This is a genomic window from Microbacterium sp. C23T (genome assembly GCF_053345975.1).
In genome coordinates this window covers 1-23,916 of the sequence record NZ_JBKFBD010000048.1, presented here as the reverse complement: position 1 = coordinate 23,916, position 23,916 = coordinate 1, and the positions used below count along the sequence as shown (strand labels likewise).

At 70.4% G+C, this 23,916-nt stretch carries 23 protein-coding genes; 12 read left to right on the top strand and 11 right to left on the bottom strand.

Going from position 1 to position 23,916, the window contains the following annotated elements; genetic code table 11:
* The 4 genes from ACLBXX_RS19695 to ACLBXX_RS19680 all read left to right on the top strand — a co-directional run.
* Positions 1–667: FecCD family ABC transporter permease (locus ACLBXX_RS19695; RefSeq protein WP_447659411.1), on the top strand; the 667-nt coding region annotated here is incomplete at its 5' end.
* On the top strand, positions 664–1,713 hold the full coding sequence (locus ACLBXX_RS19690) for a FecCD family ABC transporter permease (protein ID WP_447659410.1): 1,050 nt from the start codon (positions 664–666) through the stop codon (positions 1,711–1,713). The genes ACLBXX_RS19695 and ACLBXX_RS19690, both read left to right, overlap by 4 nt.
* Positions 1,710–2,573 (top strand): ABC transporter ATP-binding protein, encoded by an 864-nt coding sequence (locus tag ACLBXX_RS19685; protein WP_387138119.1) that lies wholly within the window; start codon positions 1,710–1,712, stop codon positions 2,571–2,573. The genes ACLBXX_RS19690 and ACLBXX_RS19685 overlap by 4 nt, the downstream gene beginning before the upstream one ends.
* A gap of 2 nt (positions 2,574–2,575) precedes the next feature.
* Entirely contained in the window at positions 2,576–3,484 is a 909-nt protein-coding gene (locus ACLBXX_RS19680; protein ID WP_447659409.1) for a siderophore-interacting protein, read from the top strand.
* Between the two features lie 15 nt (positions 3,485–3,499).
* Here the strand turns inward: ACLBXX_RS19680 and ACLBXX_RS19675 are convergent, their stop codons facing one another.
* The 8 genes from ACLBXX_RS19675 to sufB all read right to left on the bottom strand — a co-directional run bounded on the left by ACLBXX_RS19675 (position 3,500) and on the right by sufB (position 11,819).
* Positions 3,500–4,876: an MFS transporter gene (locus tag ACLBXX_RS19675; RefSeq protein WP_447659408.1), complete on the bottom strand. Its 1,377-nt coding sequence runs from the start codon at positions 4,874–4,876 to the stop codon at positions 3,500–3,502.
* The gene (locus ACLBXX_RS19670) at positions 4,873–6,033 is read right to left on the bottom strand and encodes a MalY/PatB family protein (protein ID WP_447659407.1); all 1,161 of its coding nucleotides are present in this window, start codon (positions 6,031–6,033) and stop codon (positions 4,873–4,875) included. Before ACLBXX_RS19670 ends, ACLBXX_RS19675 begins: the two co-directional genes overlap by 4 nt.
* A 43-nt stretch (positions 6,034–6,076) precedes the next feature.
* Entirely contained in the window at positions 6,077–7,675 is a 1,599-nt protein-coding gene (locus ACLBXX_RS19665; RefSeq protein WP_447659406.1) for a serine hydrolase, read from the bottom strand.
* Positions 7,676–7,736: 61 nt separating this feature from the next.
* Positions 7,737–8,066, bottom strand: coding sequence for a metal-sulfur cluster assembly factor (locus ACLBXX_RS19660; RefSeq protein ID WP_045298811.1), 330 nt, complete (start codon positions 8,064–8,066; stop codon positions 7,737–7,739).
* Positions 8,067–8,076: 10 nt separating this feature from the next.
* On the bottom strand, positions 8,077–8,871 hold the full coding sequence (gene sufC / locus ACLBXX_RS19655; protein ID WP_387138135.1) for a Fe-S cluster assembly ATPase SufC: 795 nt from the start codon (positions 8,869–8,871) through the stop codon (positions 8,077–8,079).
* A gap of 15 nt (positions 8,872–8,886) precedes the next feature.
* Positions 8,887–9,216, bottom strand: coding sequence for a non-heme iron oxygenase ferredoxin subunit (locus ACLBXX_RS19650; RefSeq protein ID WP_045298814.1), 330 nt, complete (start codon positions 9,214–9,216; stop codon positions 8,887–8,889).
* Positions 9,213–10,400: a Fe-S cluster assembly protein SufD gene (gene sufD / locus ACLBXX_RS19645; RefSeq protein WP_447659405.1), complete on the bottom strand. Its 1,188-nt coding sequence runs from the start codon at positions 10,398–10,400 to the stop codon at positions 9,213–9,215. Before sufD ends, ACLBXX_RS19650 begins: the two co-directional genes overlap by 4 nt.
* Positions 10,401–11,819: a Fe-S cluster assembly protein SufB gene (gene sufB, locus ACLBXX_RS19640; RefSeq protein ID WP_310290495.1), complete on the bottom strand. Its 1,419-nt coding sequence runs from the start codon at positions 11,817–11,819 to the stop codon at positions 10,401–10,403. It lies immediately after the preceding gene.
* Between the two features lie 258 nt (positions 11,820–12,077).
* Between sufB and ACLBXX_RS19635 the strand changes: the two genes are divergently transcribed.
* Together ACLBXX_RS19635 and ACLBXX_RS19630 are read left to right on the top strand one after the other, a co-directional pair.
* Positions 12,078–13,040, top strand: coding sequence for a COX15/CtaA family protein (locus ACLBXX_RS19635; protein WP_447659404.1), 963 nt, complete (start codon positions 12,078–12,080; stop codon positions 13,038–13,040).
* 93 nt (positions 13,041–13,133) lie between these two features.
* The gene (locus ACLBXX_RS19630) at positions 13,134–13,553 is read left to right on the top strand and encodes a dinucleotide-utilizing enzyme (protein ID WP_447659403.1); all 420 of its coding nucleotides are present in this window, start codon (positions 13,134–13,136) and stop codon (positions 13,551–13,553) included.
* A 107-nt stretch (positions 13,554–13,660) separates the two neighbouring features.
* On the opposite strand, the gene ACLBXX_RS19625 is transcribed toward ACLBXX_RS19630, so the two are convergent.
* The gene (locus ACLBXX_RS19625; protein WP_447659402.1) at positions 13,661–14,581 is read right to left on the bottom strand and encodes a heme o synthase; all 921 of its coding nucleotides are present in this window, start codon (positions 14,579–14,581) and stop codon (positions 13,661–13,663) included.
* Positions 14,582–14,936: 355 nt separating this feature from the next.
* On the opposite strand from ACLBXX_RS19625, the gene tkt reads away from it, so the two are divergent.
* The 6 genes from tkt to pgl are packed head-to-tail and all read left to right on the top strand — an operon-like array spanning position 14,937 to position 23,151.
* Positions 14,937–17,057: a transketolase gene (gene tkt / locus ACLBXX_RS19620; protein WP_447659401.1), complete on the top strand. Its 2,121-nt coding sequence runs from the start codon at positions 14,937–14,939 to the stop codon at positions 17,055–17,057.
* A gap of 18 nt (positions 17,058–17,075) precedes the next feature.
* Entirely contained in the window at positions 17,076–18,197 is a 1,122-nt protein-coding gene (tal, locus tag ACLBXX_RS19615) for a transaldolase (RefSeq protein WP_447659400.1), read from the top strand.
* Positions 18,194–19,816 (top strand): glucose-6-phosphate isomerase, encoded by a 1,623-nt coding sequence (locus ACLBXX_RS19610; RefSeq protein ID WP_447659399.1) that lies wholly within the window; start codon positions 18,194–18,196, stop codon positions 19,814–19,816. Before tal ends, ACLBXX_RS19610 begins: the two co-directional genes overlap by 4 nt.
* Positions 19,817–19,831: 15 nt before the next feature.
* Entirely contained in the window at positions 19,832–21,382 is a 1,551-nt protein-coding gene (gene zwf, locus ACLBXX_RS19605; RefSeq protein ID WP_310290474.1) for a glucose-6-phosphate dehydrogenase, read from the top strand.
* Positions 21,379–22,335 carry a glucose-6-phosphate dehydrogenase assembly protein OpcA gene (locus tag ACLBXX_RS19600; RefSeq protein WP_387138163.1) on the top strand — a complete coding sequence of 319 codons (957 nt, stop codon included), beginning with the start codon at positions 21,379–21,381 and terminating at the stop codon, positions 22,333–22,335. Before zwf ends, ACLBXX_RS19600 begins: the two co-directional genes overlap by 4 nt.
* 36 nt (positions 22,336–22,371) lie before the next feature.
* A complete protein-coding gene (gene pgl, locus ACLBXX_RS19595) occupies positions 22,372–23,151 on the top strand; it encodes a 6-phosphogluconolactonase (RefSeq protein ID WP_387138166.1) in 780 nt (259 codons plus the stop codon).
* Positions 23,152–23,214: 63 nt separating this feature from the next.
* Here the strand turns inward: pgl and ACLBXX_RS19590 are convergent, their stop codons facing one another.
* Both ACLBXX_RS19590 and secG read right to left on the bottom strand, forming a co-directional pair.
* Positions 23,215–23,571 (bottom strand): RNA polymerase-binding protein RbpA, encoded by a 357-nt coding sequence (locus ACLBXX_RS19590; protein WP_056367156.1) that lies wholly within the window; start codon positions 23,569–23,571, stop codon positions 23,215–23,217.
* On the bottom strand, positions 23,571–23,819 hold the full coding sequence (secG, locus tag ACLBXX_RS19585) for a preprotein translocase subunit SecG (RefSeq protein ID WP_045298839.1): 249 nt from the start codon (positions 23,817–23,819) through the stop codon (positions 23,571–23,573). Before secG ends, ACLBXX_RS19590 begins: the two co-directional genes overlap by 1 nt.
* Positions 23,820–23,916: the final 97 nt, after the last annotated feature.

Genomic DNA, 23,916 nt, shown 5'->3' with positions numbered 1-23,916 from the left:
GCCGCCCCCCCCCCCTTCCCGGCCGCCCCCACCCACGGCCGGGGGCGCCCCCCCCGTCTTCGTCTACACGGTCGGCTCCCTCGGCCGGGGCGGCGCGACGCCGCTCAAGCTCGCGCTCGCAGGTGCCGCGACCTCGGCCGCCTTCATGTCGCTCGTGAGCGCGGTGCTCCTCCCCCGCGTCGATCTGCTCGAGACCTTCCGGTTCTGGCAGATCGGCGGGGTCGGCGGCGCGACCTGGGATCGCATCGCGACGATCCTCCCCATCCTGGCGGTCGGCGCGGTGATCACCCTCGTCTGCGCACGCGGCATGAACTCGCTCGCGCTCGGCGACGACGTCGCGACGGGCCTCGGCGAGCACGTCCTGCGCACCCGGCTCATCGCGTCGGCGGGCGCCGTCATCCTGTGCGGTGCTGCGGTGGCCATCGCGGGTCCGATCGCCTTCGTGGGCCTGATCATCCCGCACCTGTGCCGTCTGCTCGTCGGCACCGATCACCGCTGGCTGCTCCCGTTCTCGGCGGTCGCCGGAGCGGTGCTGCTCGTCGCCGCCGACATCGTCGGCCGGGTCATCGCCCGGCCGGACGAGATCGAGGTCGGCATCCTCACGGCGCTCGTCGGCGCCCCGTTCTTCATCTGGATCGTCCGCAGGCAGAAGGTGCGAGAGCTGTGAGCGCCGACACCCTCCTCCGTCCCGCTGCGCAGGCGGTCATCGCCGGACGACGGCGCCGCAGCCGTCGCCGCGTCGTCGTGACAGCCGCCCTCGCGGCCGGCGTCGTGCTGGTCTTCGTCGCGTCGCTCATGATCGGGCAGACGTTCTACGGCCTCGACGAGGTCGTCCGTGTCATCCTCGGGCAGGCCGTCCCCGGCGCCTCGTTCACCGTCGGCGAGCTGCGCCTCCCGCGCGCGGTCCTCGCGATCCTCGCGGGATTCGCGTTCGGCATCGCGGGCGTGACGTTCCAGACGATGCTGCGCAACCCGCTCGCGTCGCCCGACATCATCGGCATCACCGCCGGTGCGAGCGCGGCGGCGGTGTTCGGCATCGTCATCCTGTCGCTCAGCGAGACCGCGGTGTCCGTGCTCGCCGTCGTGGGCGGCCTCGCGACCGCCCTCGCCATCTACCTGCTCTCGAACAAGGGCGGATTCGCCGGCACGCGCCTGATCCTCATCGGCATCGGCGTCGCCGCCATGCTCGACGCGGCGGTCACCTACGTGCTCTCCAAGGCCCCCGCCTACGACCTGCAGGCGGCGATGCGCTGGCTGACCGGGAGCCTGAACGGAGCGACCTGGTCCACGGTGCTCCCGCTCGCGATCGCGAGCGTCGTGCTCGTGCCTGCGCTGCTGGCGAAGGGTCGCGACCTGAATGTCCTGCGCCTCGGCGACGACGCGGCCGCGAGCCTCGGCGTCCGTCTTCAGGGCACGCGAGTGGTGGTGATCGTCGCGGCGGTCGCGCTGCTGGCGTTCGCGACAGCCGCCACCGGTCCGATCGCGTTCGTCGCATTCATGGCCGGCCCCATCGCGGCGCGCATCGTCGGCCCCGGCGGCTCGCTGCTGCTGCCGTCCGCCCTCGTCGGCGCGCTCCTGGTGCAGCTGTCGGACCTCTTGGGACAGTTCGCATTCGACAGCCGCTACCCGGTCGGGGTCGTCACCGGCGTGCTCGGCGCACCCTTCCTCATCTACCTCCTCATCAGGACGAACCGCTCCGGAGGCTCGCTATGACCGAATCCCACAGCCTGTCGGCGGAGCGCCTGACGCTGTCGTACGGTGACCGCACGATCGTCGAGGGTCTCGACCTCGTGATCCCGCCCGGTCGGATCACCGCGATCGTGGGCGCGAACGGGTGCGGCAAGTCGACCCTCCTGCGCGCGCTCGCGCGTCTCATCTCGCCGCGTGACGGCCAGGTCATCCTGGACGGCAAGGCCCTGCACGGCCGCGCGACGAAAGAGATCGCGCGCACCCTGGGGCTCCTTCCCCAGAGCCCGATCGCTCCCGAGGGCATCGCCGTCGCCGACCTCGTCGGTCGCGGGCGGCACCCGCACCAGAAGCTGCTGGCACGCTGGAGCTCGCACGACTACGAGGTCGTCGCGCAGGCGCTCGCCGCCACGGGCATCGAGGAGCTCGCCGACCGGTCCGTCGACGAGCTGTCGGGCGGACAGCGCCAGCGCGCGTGGATCGCGATGGCACTCGCACAGGAGACCGACATCCTGCTGCTCGACGAGCCCACGACCTTCCTCGACGTCGCGCACCAGGTCGAGGTGCTCGACCTCCTCACCGACCTCAACCGCGACCGCGGCACGACGATCGTGATGGTCCTGCACGACATGAACCTCGCGGCCCGGTACGCCGACCACCTCTTCGCCCTGAAGTCCGGCCGCGTCGTCGCGAGCGGCGCACCCGGCGACGTCATGACCGGCGAGCTCATCCGCGAGGTCTTCGACCTCGACGCTCTCGTCGTGCCCGATCCCGTGTCGGGCTCGCCCATCGTCCTCCCCCGCGGCCGGCATCACGTGTCGCCCCGCGTGTCCGCCGCCGCAGCCCCGCTCGCCGCGGCCCCCACTCCCCTGCCGACAGGAGCCTGAAGATGACCGACACCGACGCGCCCTCGCGCTTCTTCCGTGCGCGCGTGACGGCCATCGCCGATGTGACGCCCAGCTTCCGCCGCTTCACCTTCGGCGGCGGCGACCTCGCCGACTACGGCGACCCGGGGCTCGACCAGCGCATCAAGATCGTGTTCCCCACCCGCACGCTCGGCCTCGACGCGATGCCCCTCGGCGACGACTGGTACACGCAGTGGCGCGAGCTGCCCGAGGAGCAGCGCCTGCCGTTCCGCACCTACACGACGCGCTACGTGCGCAACCACCTCAGCGAGGTCGACGTCGACATGGTCTCGCACGACGTGATCGGCCCCGCCTCCGACTGGATCGATCGCGCGCAGGTGGGCGACGAGGTGCTCATCTTCGCGCCGACCACCGCCCACAGCGGCGTGAGCTTCGGCATCGACTTCGTGCCCCCGGCCCGCGTCGACTCGATCCTGCTCGCCGGCGACGAGACCGCGGCGCCCGCGATCGCCGCGATCCTCGAGCAGCTCCCCCGCGACGCCAGCGGAGTGGTCGCGGTCGAGCTGCCGCACGCCGACGACGCCGCCTACTTCCCGCAGCATCCCGGGTTCGAGTACCGCATCGGCGCGCGCGCGGACGGCGAGCGTCACGCGCACCTCGTGGAGACGGTGACGGATGCCGCGGCCCGACTGGTTCCCGCGGGCGCCGGCGCGGACGTCGAGGAGGTCGACATCGATACCGACATCCTGTGGGAGGTGCCGCGCACGGCCAAGGGCGGGGCGGCGCTGAAGAGCGCGCGCCTCTACGCGTGGCTCGCCGGCGAGGCCGGTGCGATCAAGGCCCTGCGCCGCCACCTCGTCACCGAGCGCGGCGTCGACCGCCGCGCCGTCGCGTTCATGGGCTACTGGCGTCTGGGTCGAGCGGAGAACTGACGCACTTCCGCCGGCTCAGGCGCGTCGCGCCGCCTCGTGCGCGTGCCCGAGCCTGAGGCCCGGGATCAGCGCGCCGAGCGCGAGCACCACGGCGATGCCGAACACCGCAGGGAAGCCGGCATCCGTCCCCACGAGCGCGGTGAAGACGAGGCCCATGACCGCGATCGAGGACGCCGAGCCGACGGCGTCCGAGATCGACAGCGCCGACGAGTTGAAGCCCTGATTCTGCGGCGTCGAGTACGCGAGCGTCAGCACGGTCAGACGCGGGTACATGAGACCCATGCCGCCGCCCGCCAGACCCCATCCCGCGATGAGCACGGCGGGGTGAAGCCCGAGGAGCGCGGTCGCCCCCGCGACGAGCAGCGCCGTCACGAGCAGCGCGGTGCCGATGAGCGTGATGCGTGCGTTGCCGAGGCGGTCGCCGAAGCGCCCCTGCACGTCGGCGGCGACTGCCCACGCGAGCGCCGCGGCCGTGAGCCCGAGCCCCGCCCACGTCGGCGAGAACCCGTAGCCGTCGATCAGCAGATACGGCACGTAGATCTCCGCGCCGAACAGCGCACCCGCGATCAGCCCGCGCATCAGCACGACGCTCGCCAGCCCTCTCGCGGCCACGAGCGTGCCGCGCGGCAGCAAGGGCCGTGACGCGAGGCCGATGACGACGACGGATGCTGCCACCGCCGCCCATGCCCACGCTCCGAGTTCGCCCGCGAGGCTGAGCCCGAGCGCGCCGACCGCCACCGCGACCGCGCACGCCAGGCGCGGGGCGATGCGGGCCGTCGACGGCTCATCGGTGTCGAGCGGGAGTCCGTGCAGCCGGGCGACGACCATCGCGAACGCCACGACGGTGAGCGCCGCGACGCCGAGGAACACCCACCGCCAGTGCAGGAACTCCGTCACGGCCCCGGCGAGGAACGGGCCGATGAGCGACGGGACGACCCACGCCGCCGAGAACGCGGCGAAGACCCGGCCGTGCATGGCGCCCGGGTACACGCGGGCGACGACCACGTAGAGGGCCACGGTCTGCCCGCCGGTGCCGAGGCCCTGCACCAGGCGGCCCGCGACCAGCGCCGGCATCGTGAAGGCGAATCCGGCGATGAGCAGGCCCACGACGAACAGCGCGACGGCGGTGCTGAGCGGGGCGAGCACGCCGCCGCGGTCGCACCACGCGCCGACCGCGACCATGCCGATGACGCTGGTCGCCAGGGTGCCCGCGAACGCCACGGCGTACAGGCGCTCGCCGTCGAGATCGGCGCTCACCACCGGCATCACCGTGGTGACGGCGAGCGACTGCATCGCCGCCAGGAAGATGAGCGCGACGGCGCCGACGGTCACCCAGACGAATCGGCCCTGCCAGATCCCGGTGGCGGGCGCGGACTCCGGCTCAGCCGTCACGATCGCGCCAGGGCGCCGACGCGCTCCACCGCCTCGCGGAGCAGGTCGGGGTCGCAGCCGAAGTTGATGCGGACGTAGCCCTTGCCCTCGGTGCCGAACAGCGGGCCGTGGTGCAGCGCCACCTTCGCATCGCGCAGCACCTTGACGGCGGGGTTCTCGCCCCAGCCGTATGCGGAGAGGTCGACCCACGCCAGGAAGCCGGCATCGGGAGGCAGGTAGCGCGCCTCGGGAAGGTGCTCGGCGAGGAGGTCGGCCAGCAGCATCCGGTTCGCGTCGAGGGCCGCGAGCAGGCTCGCCAGCCATTCGTCGCTGTCGGCCGAGTAGGCGGCGACGTTCGAGAGCGCTCCGAACAGGCCGGTGCGCCACTCGACCTCCCAGGGCAGGGCACGCAGCTCCTTGGCCTGGGGGTCGCCACCCGCCACCATCACGGCGCATTTGAGGCCGGCCAGGTTGAACGTCTTGCTCGCGCTGGTCACCGCGTAGCCGACGCGCCCCGCGGATTCGGACGCCGAGAGGAAGGGCGTGAACGGCTTCTGGGCGTAGGTCAGGGGCCCGTGGATCTCGTCGCTGATGACGGTCGCTCCGAACCCTTCGGCGATGTCGGCCAGCGCCGCCAGCGTCTCGCGCGTGTGCACGGTGCCGGTGGGGTTGTGCGGGTTGCACAGCAGCACCGCCCGCGCGCCGCCGGCCAGCGCGGCCTCGACGCCGAGGAGGTCGATCTCCCACCCGTCGGATCCCTCGACGAGCGGCACGCGCTCGACGACGCCGCCCGCCTCCTCCACGGTGTCGTAGAACGGCGGGTACACCGGCGGCATCACGACGACGCGGTCGCCGGGCTCGATCACGCGGCGGAGGATCTCGACGACGCCCATCATCACGTCGCCGGTCCAGAAGACGTGGGCCGGATCGACGTTCCAGCCCCAGCGACGAGCGGCGAAGCCCACGAACGCCTCGCGCACGCCGGGCTCCGGCGGGGTGTAGCCGGTGTCGCCGAGCTGCACGGCCCGCGTCAGCACCTCGGTGATCGCCGGCGCCAGGGCGTAGTCCGTCTCGGCGACGAAGAACGGCAGGACGTCCTCCCCGTACTTGCGCCACTTCGTGCTCGTGCGCTGACGCAGCTCGTCGATGGGCAGGGCTCGAAGGGGGGTGACGCTCACCCCTCGACCCTACCGAGCCGGGGCGATCGCGCCCCCGAGTGAGTCACCGTGTGAAGGTGCCGAGCTCGTGCTGGTCGAAGTACTCCAGGACGAGGGTGTCGCCGGTGAAGGTCGCTTTCGAGATGCTCCCGGGGTTCGCGTTCTCGCTGTAAGGGCGGAAGACGAACTCGTCACCCGTCCAGTGCTCGAGCGGCCACTCGCCGGTCGGTCCCAGCCTCAGCACGAGGTCGTCGCCCTCGATCGCCACCTCGGCCGCGCCGAAGTACTCATTCGCGTATGCGCCCGCGTACTCCGCGAGCGTGCGAGCCGGCTCCGGGTCCTTCGGCGGCTCCTCGCCCACGAGCGAGCCGAACGGCGCGTTGAACCGCTCGAAGACGCCGTTCCAGAACGTCACCCAGTCGCGCCGCTCCTCGCCGAACTGCGCGATGTCCATGAACCGCGAGGCCACGCCCTCTGCGACGCCGTTCGCGGCGGCGTTGGACAGCACCACGATGCCGAGGCCCGCAGCGGGGAGCATCTTCACGATGGTTCCGGTCCCCATCGCGAACGCGCCCGAGTGATTGACGTCGACCATGCCACCCACCGACGTCGACACGTTGAAGCCGTATCCGTACGCGCCCGCCCGCGCGCCGAACTGGGTGGGCGCGCCCATGATCATCTGCGGCGACATCGCCGGAAGCAGTGAGGACTGCTCGATGAAGACGTCGCCCTCCTGCTCCCCGGCCGCGAGCAGCATCGTCGTCCAGGTGAGCATGTCGGCGATGCTCGAGCTCGCCCCGCCGGCCGGTGACTGCTCATCGGGCTGACGCTGCTCGGGGTTGACGATCCACTCACCGTCCTGCTGGATGTGGCCGAGGGCGCGGTTCTCGCGCGACTCCAGGTCGGCGAAGCGCGACGACGTGGAGGTCATGCCGAGCGGCGCGTAGAGGAGGCGCTCCGAGAGGTCCGCCCAGTCCTCCCCCGCCGCGCGGGCGATCGATTCGCCGGCGGCCGTGATGTCGAAGTTCCCGTAGTGATAGACGGCCCGGAACGGCTCGAGGGGCACGAAGCGCAGTCGCTCGAGCACCTCGGCCCTGTCGTACCCGATCTCTTCGAGCTCATCTCCGGCGTGCTCGTACAGCCCCGACCGGTGCGCGTACATGTCGGCGATCGTCACGTTCTCGCCGGCATAGGGATCTGAGAGCGTGAAGCCGTCGAGGTTCGCGGCGACGGGCGTGTCCCAGGTGACGATGCCCTCGTCGATCGCGCGGGCGACGACCGTGGCCCCCAGCGACTTCGAGACCGACGCCATCGCGAACACCGTGTCGGCATCCACGGCGTCACCCGAATCGACATCGCGCACGCCGAAGCCTTCGGCGAAAACGACCTCGCCGTCGTAGACCACGCCCACGCCGACACCCGGCGTGCCGGACAGGTCCATCGCGTCACGCACGGCGTCGGGGAGATCCTTCACCGCGGCGTCGACCTGATCGGCGGTCACCGTGGCGAGCGAATCCACGCTCGGATCCGCGTTCACCTCCGGCTGCGAGGACGACGGCGTCGGCTGCGACGCCGCCGGCGCGAAGGTGCAGCCTGTCGCGATCAGCCCCAAGACCAGCAGAATCCCGATACCGCTCAGCCGCCGTGACCTGTTCGCCTCCATGTGGGGAGTGTGGCAGGTTCAGGCGCGCGGCGCGACCATCCCGGTTCGTGCGAGGGAGACGTCAGATCGCGAAGCCGAGCGCGCGCATCATGTCACGCCCGTCGTCGGTGATGCGCTCGGGGCCCCACGGCGGCATCCACACCCAGTTGATGCGGAACCGCTCGACGATGTCGTCGAGGGCCTGGGCCGTCTGCTCCTCGAGCACGTCGGTGAGCGGGCACCCGGCCGACGTGAGGGTCATGTGGATGACCAGCGCGTCGTTCTCGTCGTCCCATGCGAGATCGTAGATGAGGCCGAGGTCGACGACGTTGATCCCGAGCTCGGGGTCCATGACGTCCTTGAGAGCCTCGGTCACCTCGTCGTACTTCTCAGGGGTGAGCGTCGCCGTCATAAGGTCGATCCTACGCTTCGCTGCCGACGGGGGCCTCGGCCGACTCCACTTCGCCCGCAGGCAGGAAGCGGTCGTAGCCCTCGTCCTCGAGGCGGTCGGCGAGCTCGGGGCCGCCCTCCTCGACGATGCGCCCGTTCACCATGACGTGCACGAAGTCGGGTGCGATGTAGCGCAGGATGCGGGTGTAGTGCGTGATGAGCAGCACACCGAGGTCGGTCTCCGCCTTGGCGCGGTTCACGCCCTCCGACACGATCTTCAGCGCGTCGACGTCGAGGCCGGAGTCGGTCTCGTCGAGCACGGCGATCTGCGGCTTGAGCAGCTCGAGCTGGAGGATCTCGTGGCGCTTCTTCTCGCCGCCGGAGAAGCCCTCGTTGACGTTGCGCGACGCGAACTTCGGGTCCATGCGCAGGTTCTTCATCGACGCCTTGACGTCCTTCGTCCACGTGCGGATCGAGGGCGCCTCGCCGTCGATCGCGGTCTTCGCGGTGCGCAGGAAGTTGGTGACGGTGACGCCGGGGATCTCCACCGGGTACTGCATCGCGAGGAACAGGCCCGCGCGGGCACGCTCGTCGACCGACATCGCGAGGACGTCCTCGCCGTCGAGCGTGATCGAGCCGCTCGTGACGTTGTACTTGGGGTGTCCGGCGATCGTGTAGGCGAGCGTCGACTTGCCCGAGCCGTTGGGGCCCATGATCGCGTGGGTCTCACCCGTGCGGATCGTGAGCGTCAGACCATTGAGGATCGGCGTGGTGCCGGCATCCGTCTCGACCGTCACGTGGAGGTCGCGGATCTCGAGAACAGACATTCTTCAGTACCTTCTTCAGTTCACTTCGAGCTTGACGGTCGCGTCGATGAGCACGTCATCGCCGTCGACGGTGACCGCGAAGACCGGGACCGGCTCGTACGCGGGGAGGTTGAGGGGCTTGCCGGTGCGCAGCGAGAACGCCGAGCCGTGGGCCCAGCATTCGAGCGACTCGCCGTCGACGAAGCCTTCCGACAGCGAGATGTCGCCGTGGGTGCAGACGTCGCCGATCGCGTGGACCTCGCCGTTCGAGTCGAGCACGACGGCGATCGCGACGCCGTCCACCTCGACCCGCGTGGCCTCGTCCTGGACGAGGTCGCTGAGGGCGCACACACGCTGAGCGGTCACAGGCCGGCCTCCTTGGCGAGTTCTTCCTCGATGGCGGCGAACAGCTCCGCCTCGAGGTCTTCGACACCGATCTTCTGCACGATCTCGGCGAGGAATCCGAGCACGACGAGGCGTCGCGCCTCGTCCTCGGTGATCCCGCGGGCCTGCAGGTAGAACAGCTGCTCGTCGTCGAAGCGTCCGGTCGCGCTGGCGTGGCCGGCACCGCGGATGTCGCCCGTCTCGATCTCGAGGTTCGGGATCGACTCGGCGCGCGCGCCTTCGGTGAGGACGAGGTTGCGGTTGGCCTCGTACGAGTCGGTGCCGACGGCATCCGGCCCGATGAGGACGTCGCCGATCCACACCGTGCGCGCCGCGGCGCCCTGCAGGGCGCTCTTGTACAGCACGTCGCCCGACGTCTCCGCGCCCTTGTGGTGCAGATACACCTGGCTCTCGAGGTGCTGCCCCGAGTCGGAGTAGCTGAGGCCGTAGAGCTCGGCGCGCGACCCGGTGCCCGCCAGCTCGACGCTCGGGTTCACCCGGACGATGCCGCCGCCGAAGCTGACGACGACGTGGCGGAGGGTCGCGTCGCGCTCGACGCGGGCCTGGTGCGACGAGACGTGCACGGCGTCGTCGTCCCAGCGCTGCACGGTGACCAGTTCGAGATGGGCGCCTTCGCGCACGATGATCTCGACGTTCTGGGCGAACTGGGCGCTGCCGGCGTGACGCAGCACGACGGTGGCGCGGCTGTGACGGGATGCCTCGATCACGACGTGCCCGTGGGCGAGGAGCTCGGCGCCCGCACCTGTGGCCTCGATGACCACCGGCTCGTCGAGCTCGGCCTCGGCGGGGACCGACACGTACAGGGCTTCGGCGGAGCGGCTCCAGGCGACGGCCGCGGACAGGTCCTCGGGCTGGAAGACCTCGCCGCGCGGCGCGGCGCCGACCGCGAGACCGGCGGCCGCGAGCGGGCCGGTCACGGCCACGGACACGGCGCCGGCGTCGCCGGCGGCATCCGTGAAGAGGCGCTGCAGGCGCTGGACGGGCGTGTGCTTCCAGTTGACCTCGCGGCCCGTGGGCGCCTCGAAGGCGGTCGGGTCGAACGACCAGGGTCGCTCGGAGCGGGTCTGCACGGGCACGAAGGCACCGGCGCCATCGGTGTGGCCCTTCGCGCCGGGAACGGTGGGGGCCTCGGTGGTGGGGCTCATCTAGCCGACGGATCCTTCCATGCCCATCTCGATGAGCTTGTTGAGTTCGAGCGCGTACTCCATGGGCAGCTCACGCGCGATCGGCTCGATGAAGCCGCGCACGATCATGGCCATGGCCTCGTCTTCGGGCATGCCGCGGCTCATCAGGTAGAAGAGCTGCTCCTCGCTGACCTTGGAGACCGTGGCCTCGTGGCCGAGCTGCACGTCGTCGACGCGGATGTCGATCGCCGGGTACGTGTCGGAGCGCGAGATCGTGTCGACCAGGAGAGCATCACAGCGCACGGTGTTGGCCGAGTGGTGCGCGTTGGCGTCGACGCGGACCTCGCCCCGGTAGCCGGCACGGCCTCCGCCGCGGGCGATCGACTTCGAGACGATCGACGACTGCGTGTACGGCGCCATGTGGATCATCTTCGCGCCGGCGTCCTGGTGCTGACCGGGGCCCGCGAAGGCGACCGAGAGGGTCTCGCCCTTCGCGTGCTCGCCCATGAGGAAGATCGACGGGTACTTCATCGTGACCTTCGAGCCGATGTTGCCGTCGATCCACTCCATCGTCGCGCCCTCGTGCGCCACGGCGCGCTTGGTGACGAGGTTGTAGACGTTGTTCGACCAGTTCTGGATCGTCGTGTAGCGAACGCGGGCGTTCTTCTTCACGATGATCTCGACGACGGCCGAGTGCAGCGAGTCGCTCTTGTAGATCGGGGCGGTGCAGCCCTCGATGTAGTGCACGTACGAGCCCTCATCGGCGATGATGAGCGTCCGCTCGAACTGGCCCATGTTCTCGGTGTTGATCCGGAAGTACGCCTGCAGCGGGATCTCGACGTGCACGCCCGGCGGCACGTAGACGAACGATCCGCCCGACCACACGGCCGTGTTCAGCGCCGCGAACTTGTTGTCGCCGGCGGGGATCACCGTGCCGAAGTACTCCTCGAAGAACTCGGGGTGCTCGCGCAGCGCGGTGTCGGTGTCCATGAAGATGACGCCCTGCTGCTCCAGGTCCTCGCGGATCTGGTGGTACACGACCTCGGACTCGTACTGGGCGGCCACGCCCGCGACGAGACGCTGACGCTCCGCCTCGGGGATGCCGAGCTTCTCGTACGTGTTGCGGATGTCTTCGGGCAGCTCCTCCCAGGAGCCGGCCTGCTTCTCCGTCGACCGCACGAAGTACTTGATGTTGTCGAAGTCGATCTCGCTGAGATCCGCGCCCCACGTGGGCATCGGCTTTCGGCCGAACAGCTGATAGCCCTTCAGCCGGGTCTTGAGCATCCATTCGGGCTCGCTCTTGAGCGCCGAGATGCCCCGCACCACGGCCTCATCGATGCCTCGCTTCGCCACGGCTCCCGCGGCGTCGGCATCATGCCACCCGAACTCGTAGACGCCCAGGCCGTCAAGCTCAGGGCGATCGATCAGCACATCAGACATCGTCACGTTCTCCTCCGGGCCCTGGCGGTGTCATCCGTCCCGGCATCCGTGTTCTCCGGTGGAGATACCGGAGGGGGGATGCCGCTTCTCGGGCCCTCTCAAGCGGCGCCGACCATCGCGCCTAGACTGTCAGTGGTGCGCGGCGCTGTGAAGTGCGTGCGCAACCGACCCCTCGATTCTACAGGTTCCACCCCGCCGCGGACGCGCCCCGTCTGTCACGCGCAGCACGTGGAGCCTCTGCCAGGAGGCATCCCCCGCATGTCCGCGCCCCAGTCCACGACCACCGCCCCCGGAATCCGGCAGCGCTTCTGGCAGTGGCTCCCCGACCGCGTCGACAAGCGGATCCGTGTGTTCGCGTGGCTGTCGTTCATCGCCGAGGTGACGATCATCGGCACGGGCGGCGCCGTGCGCCTCACCGGTTCGGGCCTCGGCTGCCCCACGTGGCCCTTGTGCACTCCGGAGTCGCTCGTGCCACTGCCGGGCATCGACGAGGGCATTCACTCGCTGATCGAGTTCGGCAACCGGCTCATGACCGGCGTCGTAGGTCTCATCGCCCTTGCCGTCTGGATCCTCGTGCTGAAGATCCGCAAAGAGCGCCGCGACCTCTACGTGCTCGCCGTCGTCGTGCTCGGCGGTGTCGCCGCGCAGGCCATCGTCGGCGGCATCACGGTGCTCACGGGCCTCAACCCGTTCATCGTCGGCTTCCACTACGTCTCGTCCCTCGCGCTGGTCTGCGTCACCGCGGCATTCCTGGTGCGGATGTCGCAGCCCGCCGGACCGCGCAGGCTCGTCGTTCCGCGCTGGCACGCGGTGCTGGCGCATGTCACGACGCTCGCGATGGCGCTCACCATCGCGTTCGGCGTGCTGACCACCGGCGCCGGTCCCCACTCCGGCGATGCCGACGCAGGCCGCAACGGCTTCAACGCCGAGCTGCTGGAGCACGTCCACGCGTGGCCGGGCTACACGCTGTTCGCCCTGACCGTCGTGCTCGTGGTCGCCGGCTGGCGGGCCCGCGCGGCCGCTCCGGAGCTGCTGCGCTGGACCGTGGTCCTGCTCGGCGTCGAACTCGTGCAGATCGCGGTCGGGCTGTACCAGGCGCGCAACGGACTGCCCGAGCTCGCGGTCGGCGTCCACATGGTCCTCGCGGCCCTCGCCGCCGCCGCGATGACGACCGTCGTGCTGCACCTGAAGGCGCCCGCGACCGAGGCCGTCCACAGCTGATCCATAGCAACCCGATTGGCGTCGCACGGACTCCTTTGCGAGGGTGGGATGCCGCGACCACCCGGGTCGCGCATCCCGAGGAGTGATCGACACATGCCCACCCGCCCCCGTCTCGTCCGCAGCATCCCCTTCTGGGGCCTCGTCGTCGTCTCCATCGCGACGATCGCCGGCGGCTGGTTCATCACCACCGACAAGATCGCCTCGATGACCACGACCCTGACCGACGGCACCGCGACCGGCGTCGACGTGTACGTCGGCCAGTCGATCGCCCAGCTCGGCGCGATCCTCATCGGCGCCGGCGTCATCGGCGTCCTGATCGCGCTCGGCGTCGCCGCCGTCTCGACGCTCCGCCCGCACGCCCCGGTCGAGGTCGTCGAGCCCATCGACTGGAACTCTGAGGCCGAGACCGCCACCGAGGAGCCCCAGGCCGCCGAGGCGAAGACCGACGCCGCCCCCGCCGAGACCGCTGAGCCGGTCGACGCCGAGGCCGAGGCATCCGTCGCCGCACGCTGATCCACCCCGCACAAACGAAGAGGGGAGCCCCCCCGGGGGGGGGGCCTTCCGCCTGTCCGCCCTTGAGGCCGCCCCGTTCGGGGCGGCCTCTTCGCGTCTGCGTCAGATCAGAACGGGAGCAGCGGGTCGACCGCGATCGCGACGAAGAGCAGCGTGAGGTACGTGATCGAGGCGTGGAAGACGCGCATCGGGCGCGGCTCGGTGCCCCGCACGGCGCGGTTGTAGAGCACGTGCGACTCGTAGATGAACCAGCCGCCGAAGACGAGCGACGACACCGTGTACACGAGACCCATGTCGGCGACGGGGATCAGCAGCAGCGAGCACACGACTGTGGCCCACGCGTAGAGGATGACCTGGAGGCCCACCTGCGAGCCGGCGCGCGTCGCGCCGAGCATGGGCACGTCGACGTTCTCGTACTGGTCCTTGTACTTCATCGACAGCGGCCAGTAGTGCGGCGGCGTCCACAGGAAGACGAGGGTGAACAGGATGACCGGCGGCCACGCGAGCGAGCCCGTCACCGCGGTCCAGCCGATCAGCACCGGGAAGCAGCCCGCGATGCCGCCCCAGACGATGTTCTGCTCGGTGCGGCGCTTGAGGATCATCGTGTAGATCACGACGTAGAAGAAGATGGCGGCGGCCGACAGGGTCGCGGCCAGCCAGTTCGTGGTGAGCCACAGCCACACGGTCGAGAACACCGCGAGCGACCACGCGAAGATCAGCGCGCCCCGCGGCGAGACCTCGCCGGTGACGAGCGGACGGTTCACCGTGCGCTGCATGTGCGCGTCGATGTCGCGGTCGAGGTACATGTTGAACGCGGCGGCCGATCCGGCGCTCGCGGTGCCGCCGATGACGGTCGCGACGACCAGCCACACATCGGGGAAGCCGCCCTGCGCGAGGATCATGACCGGCACGGTCGTCACCAGGAGCAGTTCGAGCACGCGCGGCTTCATCAGCGCGATGTACGCGCGGACGGTGCGCCCGAAGGTCTGCGGAGGTCGGCTGGATCCGTCGACAGATGCTACGGTCACGGCCGTTCTCGTGCTGTCCATGGCCCCCGCAATCGCTGCCTGCAGAATCCCCCCAAGTCTAGGGCATCGGCGTGTCGCGCCCGGCCCGCGAGGCGCGTGCAGCGGCGCCCGGCTGATCACATCGTCCGAACGGCGGGCGTGAGCAGAACGTGACTCCCACGACACCGGGATGTCACCGACGGCGACCCGGGCTTCGCAAGACTCTGTCACATAGACGGCTTGCATGGCCTAGGCGGTATGCCCCTTCGCTATGCTGAGAAACACGCGCGCCCGTCGCCGATTCCCCCTTCTCCATCCGGACAAGGGCCGCGAGCCGGCCACATTCTTGGGCGCACCTCCAACGAAAGGCGGCCCGGTGTCGGAACTGGCTTGGGATGAGATCGATCGGCGCGCGGTGGACACCGCCCGCGTCCTGGCAGCGGACGCGGTGGAGAAGGTCGGCAACGGCCACCCCGGCACGGCGATGAGCCTGGCGCCCGCGGCGTACCTGCTGTACCAGCGCGTGCTGCGCCACGATCCCACGGACACCCATTGGGTCGGACGCGACCGGTTCATCCTGTCGGCCGGCCACTCGTCGCTCACCCAGTACGTGCAGCTGTACCTGGGCGGATTCGGGCTCGAGCTCGACGACCTGAAGGCGCTGCGCACGTGGGGCTCGCTCACGCCGGGTCACCCGGAGTACGGCCACACCAAGGGCGTGGAGATCACCACCGGCCCGCTGGGCCAGGGTCTCGCCTCGGCGGTGGGCTTCGCGTACGCGGCCCGCTACGAGCGCGGCCTGTTCGACCCGGAGGCCGCCGCGGGTGAGTCGCCGTTCGACCACCACATCTACGTGATCGCCGGTGACGGCGACCTGCAGGAGGGCGTCACCTCCGAGGCGTCGTCGCTCGCGGGGCACCAGGAGCTCGGCAACCTCATCGCGATCTACGACTCGAACCAGATCTCCATCGAGGACGACACCAACGTGGCGTTCACCGAGGACGTCGCCAAGCGCTACGAGGCGTACGGCTGGCACGTGCAGGTCGTGGACTGGAAGAAGACCGGGCAGTACGTCGAGGACGTCGCGGAGCTCTACTCGGCGATCGAGGCGGCGAAGGGCGAGACGGCCAAGCCGTCGCTCATCGTGCTGCGCACCATCATCGGCTGGCCGTCGCCCGGCAAGCAGAACACCGGCAAGATCCACGGCTCCGCGCTCGGTGGCGACGAGCTCGCCGCGACGAAGAAGGTCCTCGGCTTCGATCCCGAGCAGTCCTTCGTGGTCGCCGACGACGTGATCGCGCACACCCGTGCCCTCGCCGACCGTGCCGCCGAGGAGCGCGCCGTCTGGCAGACCTCGTTCGACGCGTGGGCCGCGGCCAACCCGGAGCGCAAGGCGCTGTTCGACCGTCTCGAGGCCGGCGATCTGCCCGAAGACGTGGCGTCCGCTCTCCCCTCGTTCGAAGCCGGCAAGGACGTCTCGACGCGTGCCGCGTCGGGCACCGTCATCAACGCGCTGGCCGCGGTGCTGCCCGAGCTGTGGGGCGGCTCGGCCGACCTCGCCGAGTCGAACCTGACCACCATCAAGGACGCGAAGTCGTTCATCCCGGCCGAGTGGTCGACCCACGAGTGGTCGGGCGACCCGTACGGCCGCGTGCTGCACTTCGGCATCCGCGAGCACGCCATGGGCGCGATCGTCAACGGCATCAAGCTGCACGGCCCGACCCGTCCGTTCGGCGGCACGTTCCTCATCTTCAGCGACTACATGCGCCCGTCGGTGCGTCTGGCCGCGCTGATGAACATCCCGTCGATCTTCGTCTGGACGCACGACTCCGTCGCGCTCGGCGAGGACGGCCCGACCCACCAACCGGTCGAGCAGCTCGCGACGCTGCGCGCCATCCCGAACTTCACGGTGGTGCGCCCGGCCGACGCGAACGAGACCTCGGCCGCGTGGCTCGAGATCGTCCGCCGTCAGGGCGGCCCCTCGGGCATCGCGCTCACCCGCCAGAACATCCCGGTGTTCGCACGCGGCACCGGCGACGCATCGGGTGACGTCTTCGCGTCGACCGACGGCGTCGCCAAGGGCGCGTACATCCTCGCCGAGGCGCCGAACGGCACCCCGGACGTGATCCTCATCGCGACCGGCTCCGAGGTCCAGCTGGCGGTCGCCGCCCGCGAGGCGCTCGCCGCCGAGGGCGTGAACGCCCGCGTCGTGTCGGCTCCTTCGCTCGAGTGGTTCGACGAGCAGGACGCCGCCTACCGCGAGAAGGTCCTGCCCGCCGCCGTCAAGGCGCGCGTGTCGGTCGAGGCCGGCTCCGCGCTGACATGGCGCGGCATCGTCGGCGACGCCGGCCGCTCCGTGGCCATCGACCACTTCGGCGCGTCGGCCGACTACAAGACCCTGTTCCAGAAGTTCGGCATCACCGCCGAGCACGTCGTCGAGGCCGCCCGCGAGTCCCTCGCGGCCACGGCAGCACTCGAACTCGCAACGGCGAAGTAAGCACGAGGAGAAGGCAGAATGAGCACCCCCACTGAGAAGCTGGTCGCCGAAGGCGTGAGCATCTGGCTCGACGACCTGTCGCGCGAGCGCATCACGTCGGGCAACCTGACCGAACTCATCTCGACGCGCAACGTGTCGGGCGTCACGACGAACCCGACGATCTTCCAGGGCGCGATCGGCGGCGGCGGACACTCCTACGCCGAACAGATCGGCGAGCTCGCCAAGGCGGGCGCGTCGGTCGACGACGCGATCTTCGCGGCCACGACCGACGACGTGCGCGACGCGGCCGACATCTTCCGTCCGGTCTACGACGCCACGAACGGCGTGGACGGCCGCGTGTCGATCGAGGTCTCCCCCGATCTCGCGCACGACACCGACGCGACGATCGCGCAGGCCAAGGAGCTGTGGGCGAAGGTCGACCGGCCCAACGTGCACATCAAGATCCCCGCGACGAAGGCCGGCCTGCCCGCCATCACCGCGGTGCTCGCCGAGGGCATCTCGGTCAACGTGACGCTGATCTTCAGCCTGGAGCGCTACGCCGAGGTCATCGAGGCCTTCCTCGCGGGCCTCGAGCAGGCGCAGGCGAACGGTCACGACATCTCGCAGATCCACTCCGTCGCGTCGTTCTTCGTCTCGCGCGTGGACACCGAGGTCGACAAGCGCCTCGCCGCGATCGGCACCGACGAGGCCGCGGGCCTGAAGTCGCTCGCCGGCGTCGCGAACGCGCGCCTCGCGTACGAGCTGTACGAGAAGGAGTTCGCCACCGACCGCGCGAAGGCGCTGACGGATGCCGGAGCCCACGCCCAGCGTCCGCTCTGGGCCTCGACCGGCGTCAAGGACCCGAACCTCCCCGACACGCTGTACGTCACCGAGCTCGTCGCCCCCGGCACCGTCAACACGATGCCGGAGAAGACGCTCGAGGCGACCTTCGACCACGGTCAGATCGCCGGCGACACCGTGACCGGCACCTACGAGGCCGCGCACCACGTGTTCGACCGCCTCGCCGCCGTCGGCGTCGACTTCGCCGACGTCACGCAGGTGCTCGAGGACGAGGGCGTCAGCAAGTTCATCGCCTCCTGGCACGACCTGCAGGGCACCGTGAAGACGGCCCTCGAGGACGCACTCCAGGCCACCCGATGAGCTTCGACATCCACCTGTCGGGGCACGTCAAGTCGGTCGTCGAGGCGACGCTCCCCGGGCTCGTCGCGAGCCTGGTGGCGTCGGGGATCACCGGCGGCGACTCGTCGCTGTGGGGTCCCGAGGCGGAGGACGAGGCATCCCGTCGGCTCGGGTGGACCGAGGCCGTCAGCGTCTCGCGTCCGCTCGTCCCCGAGATCCTCGCGCTGCGCGAGCGCCTGCACGCGCGCAACGTGACCCGTATCGTGCTCGCGGGCATGGGCGGCTCGTCGCTCGCGCCGGAGGTCATCACGCAGACCTCGGGGGCGCCGCTGGTGATCCTCGACTCGACCGCGCCGGGCCAGGTGCTCGCCGCGATCGACGGCGACGCCGAGGCCGGCGATCTCACGCGCACCGCGCTGGTGGTGTCGTCGAAGTCGGGCTCGACCGTCGAGACGGACTCCGCCAAGCGCGCGTTCGAGGCCGCCTTCCGCGACCTCGGGATCGACCCGGCCGAGCGGATCATCGTCGTGACCGACCCGGGCTCGCCGCTGGATGCGGAGGCCCGTGCCGACGGGTACACGGTGTTCAACGCCGACCCGAACGTGGGAGGCCGCTACTCCGCGCTGACCGCGTTCGGCCTGGTGCCGGCCGGGCTCGCCGGGGCCGACATCTCGGAGCTCCTCGACGAGGCCGAGGCGTCGCTGCTCGAGGTCTCGATCGACAGCCCCGACAACCCGGCGCTCGTGCTCGCCGCGGCGATCGCCGGTGGCGAGCCGCGCAAGGACAAGCTGGGCCTCATCACGGACGGCACCCACATCGTGGGGCTCCCGGACTGGATCGAGCAGCTCGTCGCCGAGTCGACGGGCAAGGAGGGCACCGGCATCCTGCCGGTCGTCCTGCTGCCGGTCTCCCCCGAGGTCGACGCGAAGCCCGCCGATCTGCAGATCGTGCGCTTCGTCGACGAGGCCAAGAAGTTCCACCTGTTCGAGCACCACGAGGGCGAGATCCTCGTGAGCGGCTCCCTCGGCGCGCAGTTCGTGGTGTGGGAGTACGCGACGGCGATCGCGGGACGGATGCTGGGCATCAACCCGTTCGACCAGCCCGACGTCGAGTCCGCCAAGGTCGCGGCCCGCGGACTGCTCGACGCGCGTCCCGAGCCCACCGCCCCGGCCTTCGCCGTGGAGGGCGTCGAGGTGCGCGTCTCGGACCCCGAGCTCGCAGCATCCGGAACCGTCGCAGGTGTGCTCGACGCGCTCTGGGCACGCCTTCCCGAGGACGGCTACGTCGCGATCCAGGCGTACGTCAACCGCCTCGAGCTCGGCCAGCTCTCGGGCCTGCGCGAACTCGTCGCCGCGGACTCCGCCCGCCCGACCACGTTCGGCTGGGGCCCCCGGTTCCTGCACTCGACGGGCCAGTACCACAAGGGCGGCCCGGCGAACGGCGTGTTCGTGCAGATCCTCGAGCGCACGGATGTCGACCTCGAGATCCCCGGCCGGCCGTTCACCTTCGGCCAGCTGATCCAGGCGCAGGCCGCGGGCGACGCGGCCGTGCTCGCCGAAGGCCACGGCCGTCCCGTCGTGACCCTGACCCTCACCGACCCCCAGATCGAAGTGCTCTCGCTCTTCGAAGCGGCACAGTAGGAGTTCGATCCCCACATGACCGTCGAGATCTCGCGCGGGCACAACCCGCTGCGCGACCCCGAAGACCGTCGCCTCAACCGCATCGCCGGCCCGAGCGCGCTCGTCATCTTCGGCGTCACGGGAGACCTCTCCCGCAAGAAGCTCATGCCCGCCGTCTACGACCTCGCCAACCGCGGGCTGCTGCCTCCCGGCTTCGCGCTCGTCGGCTTCGCGCGGCGCGACTGGGAGGACCAGGACTTCGCCAAGGTCGTCTACGACGCCGTGCGCCAGCACGCGCGCACCGAATTCCGCGACGAGACGTGGCAGCAGCTGCTCCAGGGCATCCGCTTCGTCTCGGGCGAGTTCGACGACCCGGATGCCTTCCGCCGTCTGAAGGACACGGTCGACAAGCTCGACACCGAGCGCGGCACGATGGGCAACCACGCGTACTACCTGTCGATCCCGCCGAAGGCGTTCCCGCTCGTGGCGGAGCAGCTGAAGGCGTCGGGCCTCGTCGACGACACCGCCGACCAGCCCGACCGCTGGCGCCGCGTCGTCATCGAGAAGCCGTTCGGCCACGACCAGGAGTCGGCGCGCGCTCTCAACGACGTGCTGCGGTCGGCGTTCCCGACGGACTCGATCTTCCGCATCGACCACTACCTCGGCAAGGAGACGGTCCAGAACATCCTGGCGCTGCGCTTCGCGAACGAGCTGTACGAGCCGATCTGGAACCGCAACTACGTCGATCACGTGCAGATCACGATGGCGGAGGACATCGGGGTCGGCGGCCGTGCCGGGTACTACGACGGTGTCGGCGCCGCGCGCGACGTCATCCAGAACCACCTGCTGCAGCTGATGGCGCTCACCGCGATGGAGGAGCCCATCTCGTTCGACGCGAAGGACCTCCGCGCCGAGAAGGAGAAGGTCCTCGCGGCCGTCACGCTCCCGGCCGACCTCGCGCGCTCGACCGCCCGCGGTCAGTACGCGGGCGGATGGCAGGGCGGCGAGAAGGTGCTCGGCTTCCTCGAGGAAGACGGCATGAACCCGCAGTCCACGACCGAGACGTACGCCGCCGTCACGCTCGAGGTGAACACGCGCCGCTGGGCCGGCGTGCCGTTCTACCTGCGCACCGGCAAGCGCCTCGGCCGCCGCGTGACCGAGATCGCCGTGGTGTTCAAGCGCGCGCCCGAGCTGCTGTTCTCGCGCAGCCAGACCTCGGGTCAGGGCCAGAACGCCCTCGTGATCCGCGTGCAGCCCGACGAGGGCGTCACGATCCGCTTCGGCTCGAAGGTGCCCGGTGCCGGCGCCCAGGTGCGCGACGTCACGATGGACTTCGGCTACGGCCACGCGTTCACCGAGGCCAGCCCTGAGGCCTATGAGCGCCTGATCCTCGACGTGCTGCTCGGCGACCCGCCGCTGTTCCCGCGGCACGAAGAGGTCGAGCTGTCGTGGAAGATCCTCGACCCGATCGAGAAGTTCTGGGACGCCCAGGGCGGACCGCTCGAACAGTACTCGCCCGGGTCGTGGGGCCCGGATTCCGCGGACGAGATGCTCTCCCGCGATGGCCGCACCTGGAGGCGCCCGTGATCGTCGATCTTCCCGACACCACCGTCAGCAAGATCTCCCGCGCACTGGTCAACGTGCGCGAGGAGGGCGGGGCGGTCGCGCTCGGCCGTGTGCTGACGCTCGTCATCCTGACGCGTGAAGGCGCCGTCGAAGAGGTCATCGAGGCCGCGAACGACGCGTCGCGCGAGCACCCGATGCGCGTCATCGTGCTCATGATCCCGGACTCCGGCGATGGCGAGTCCCGCCTCGACGCGCAGATCCGTGTCGGCGGCGACGCCGGCGCGAGCGAGGTCGTCACGCTGCGCGCGTTCGGAGACGCCGGCCGCTCGAACCTCGAGAGCCTGGTCACCGGTCTCCTGCTTCCCGACGCCCCCGTGGTGGTGTGGTGGCCCAACCGGACCCCCGACCACATCTCGAAGACGTCGATCGGCCGCATCGCGCAGCGCCGGATCACGGATGCCGCGACCAAGTCCGACCCGTCGGCCTGGGTCGCCGACCTCGGCGAGCAGTACGCGCCGGGCGACACCGACCTCGCGTGGACGCGCCTGACGCGCTGGCGCGAGCAGCTGGCGGCGATCCTCGACCAGCCGCCGTACGAGCCCGTCGTGGGCGTGCGGGTGCGCGGGGCGTCCGATTCGCCGTCCACCGCGCTCCTGGCGGCGTGGCTGCGCCTCACCCTCGACGTGCCGGTCGACTGGGCGTACCTCGACGCCGACGAGTGGCCGCACGGCATCAAGTCGGTCGCTCTCGTGCGTCCGAGCGGCGAGGTGCTCCTCGAGCGCCCCACGCCCGGCGTGGCCATCCTCACGCAGCCGGGTCAGCCGACGCACGACCTCGCGTTCCCCCGCCGGACGCTGCGCGAATGCCTCGCGGAGGAGCTTCGTCGGCTCGACCCGGACGTCCTGTATGGTCGAGTCATCACCGAGGGTTGGGAGCTGCTCGACCCCCCGGCGACGAAGGAGACGCAAGCCTGATGAGCAGTGCTCGGGTGACGAACGGGACAGAGACGCATGCCTGAGGGCTGGGCAGAGAAACGCGTCATCATCAGCTCCGATCCCGCCGCACTGGCCGAGTCGGTCGCGCCCCGCTTCCTGAGCCGGGTCATCAAGCGGATCGACGAGGGCAAGCTCGCGCACATCTCGCTCACGGGCGGATCGATGGGCGCGGCCGTGCTCGCGGCCGCCGCACGCAATCCGCGCGCGGCGCGCATCGACTGGTCGCGGGTGCACTTCTGGTGGAGCGACGAGCGCTTCGTTCCGCTCGGCCACGCCGACCGCAACGATCGCCAGGCCCGTGAGGCCTTCCTCGACGCTCTCGAGATCCCGGAGGAGAACATCCACGCGACCCTCGGGAGCGACGACGGCGCCGACCTCGACACCGCCGCTGCGGCGTACGCCGAGGAGCTCGCGCGCTTCCCGGGTGCCGAGGGCGCGTGGCCGTCGTTCGACGTGTGCTTCCTCGGCGTCGGACCCGACGGGCACATCGCGTCGCTCTTCCCGGACCGCTCCGAGATCCAGATCACGGATCGCGCCGTGGTCGCGGTGCGCGACTCCCCCAAGCCGCCGCCGGAGCGCATCACCATGACGCGTCCGGTGATCAACAGCTCGAAGCGGGTGTGGCTCGTGCTGGCGGGCGCCGACAAGGCGGCCGCCCTCGGTCTCGCCCTCGCGGGGGCCAGCTACGCCAGCGTGCCCGCCGCCGGCGCGAAGGGCCGCAAGCGCACGACGTTCTTCGTCGACCAGGCCGCCGCCGCTCAGGTGCCGCCGGACCTGATCGACCGGGAGTACTGACCCCGGACATACGAGAAGAGCGGATGCCTCGGCATCCGCTCTTCTCGTATGTCTGTCTGCGACTCAGTCCTGGCCGCGGCGCTCGCGCAGCTGCTTCAGTGCGTCGTCGAGGAGGGTCTCAGCCTCTTCCTCGGTGCGGCGCTCCTTCACGTACGCGAGGTGCGTCTTGTACGGCTCGGTCTTCGCGACGGCCGGAGGGTTCTCCTTGTCGCGACCGGCCGGCAGGCCGGAGTGCGGCGAGTCGATCGTGTCGGGGATCTCCTCCTCGGGGATGCCCGCCGCGAAGTAGCGCACGGTCTCGTTGCCGAGGGCGTCCCAGTAGGAGACCGCCACGCGCTCGGCGTGGAAGCCGTGGTCCTGCTCGCCCATGGGTCCGGCACCGACGCGGGTGCCGCGGATCGCGTTGCCTCCGGTCGCCATCAGAGCGCCTGGAACTTCGTGATCAGGCCGAGCGCGACGATCGAGGCGAACCACACCAGGGCGAGGACCACCGTGAACCGGTTGAGATTGCGCTCGGCGAGGCCCGAGGAGCCGAGGGCCGACGTCATGCCGCCGCCGAACATGTCGGACAGGCCGCCGCCGCGCCCCTTGTGGAGCAGGATGAGGAGGGTCAGCAGGAGACTCGTGATGCCGAGAAGCACCTGCAGGACGAACTCGAGGATCTGCACAGTCGTTGAAGCCTTTCGCTGCGATCGTTCGCCGATCGCACAAGGGTCAAGTATACGTGTAGGCCGGCGGGCGGTGAGGAATCCTCACCGCCCGCCG

What these genes read in the sequence shown, in the direction of transcription:
- ACLBXX_RS19685 (WP_387138119.1), top strand. Translation starts at nt 1,710, where the DNA reads ATGACCGAATCCCACAGCCTGTCGGCGGAGCGCCTGACGCTGTCGTAC.
- ACLBXX_RS19680 (WP_447659409.1), top strand. Translation starts at nt 2,576, where the DNA reads ATGACCGACACCGACGCGCCCTCGCGCTTCTTCCGTGCGCGCGTGACG.
- ACLBXX_RS19665 (WP_447659406.1), bottom strand. Translation starts at nt 7,675, where the DNA reads ATGGAGGCGAACAGGTCACGGCGGCTGAGCGGTATCGGGATTCTGCTG.
- ACLBXX_RS19660 (WP_045298811.1), bottom strand. Translation starts at nt 8,066, where the DNA reads ATGACGGCGACGCTCACCCCTGAGAAGTACGACGAGGTGACCGAGGCT.
- sufC (WP_387138135.1), bottom strand. Translation starts at nt 8,871, where the DNA reads ATGTCTGTTCTCGAGATCCGCGACCTCCACGTGACGGTCGAGACGGAT.
- sufD (WP_447659405.1), bottom strand. Translation starts at nt 10,400, where the DNA reads ATGAGCCCCACCACCGAGGCCCCCACCGTTCCCGGCGCGAAGGGCCAC.
- sufB (WP_310290495.1), bottom strand. Translation starts at nt 11,819, where the DNA reads ATGTCTGATGTGCTGATCGATCGCCCTGAGCTTGACGGCCTGGGCGTC.
- ACLBXX_RS19635 (WP_447659404.1), top strand. Translation starts at nt 12,078, where the DNA reads ATGTCCGCGCCCCAGTCCACGACCACCGCCCCCGGAATCCGGCAGCGC.
- ACLBXX_RS19630 (WP_447659403.1), top strand. Translation starts at nt 13,134, where the DNA reads ATGCCCACCCGCCCCCGTCTCGTCCGCAGCATCCCCTTCTGGGGCCTC.
- tal (WP_447659400.1), top strand. Translation starts at nt 17,076, where the DNA reads ATGAGCACCCCCACTGAGAAGCTGGTCGCCGAAGGCGTGAGCATCTGG.
- ACLBXX_RS19610 (WP_447659399.1), top strand. Translation starts at nt 18,194, where the DNA reads ATGAGCTTCGACATCCACCTGTCGGGGCACGTCAAGTCGGTCGTCGAG.
- zwf (WP_310290474.1), top strand. Translation starts at nt 19,832, where the DNA reads ATGACCGTCGAGATCTCGCGCGGGCACAACCCGCTGCGCGACCCCGAA.
- pgl (WP_387138166.1), top strand. Translation starts at nt 22,372, where the DNA reads ATGCCTGAGGGCTGGGCAGAGAAACGCGTCATCATCAGCTCCGATCCC.
- ACLBXX_RS19590 (WP_056367156.1), bottom strand. Translation starts at nt 23,571, where the DNA reads ATGGCGACCGGAGGCAACGCGATCCGCGGCACCCGCGTCGGTGCCGGA.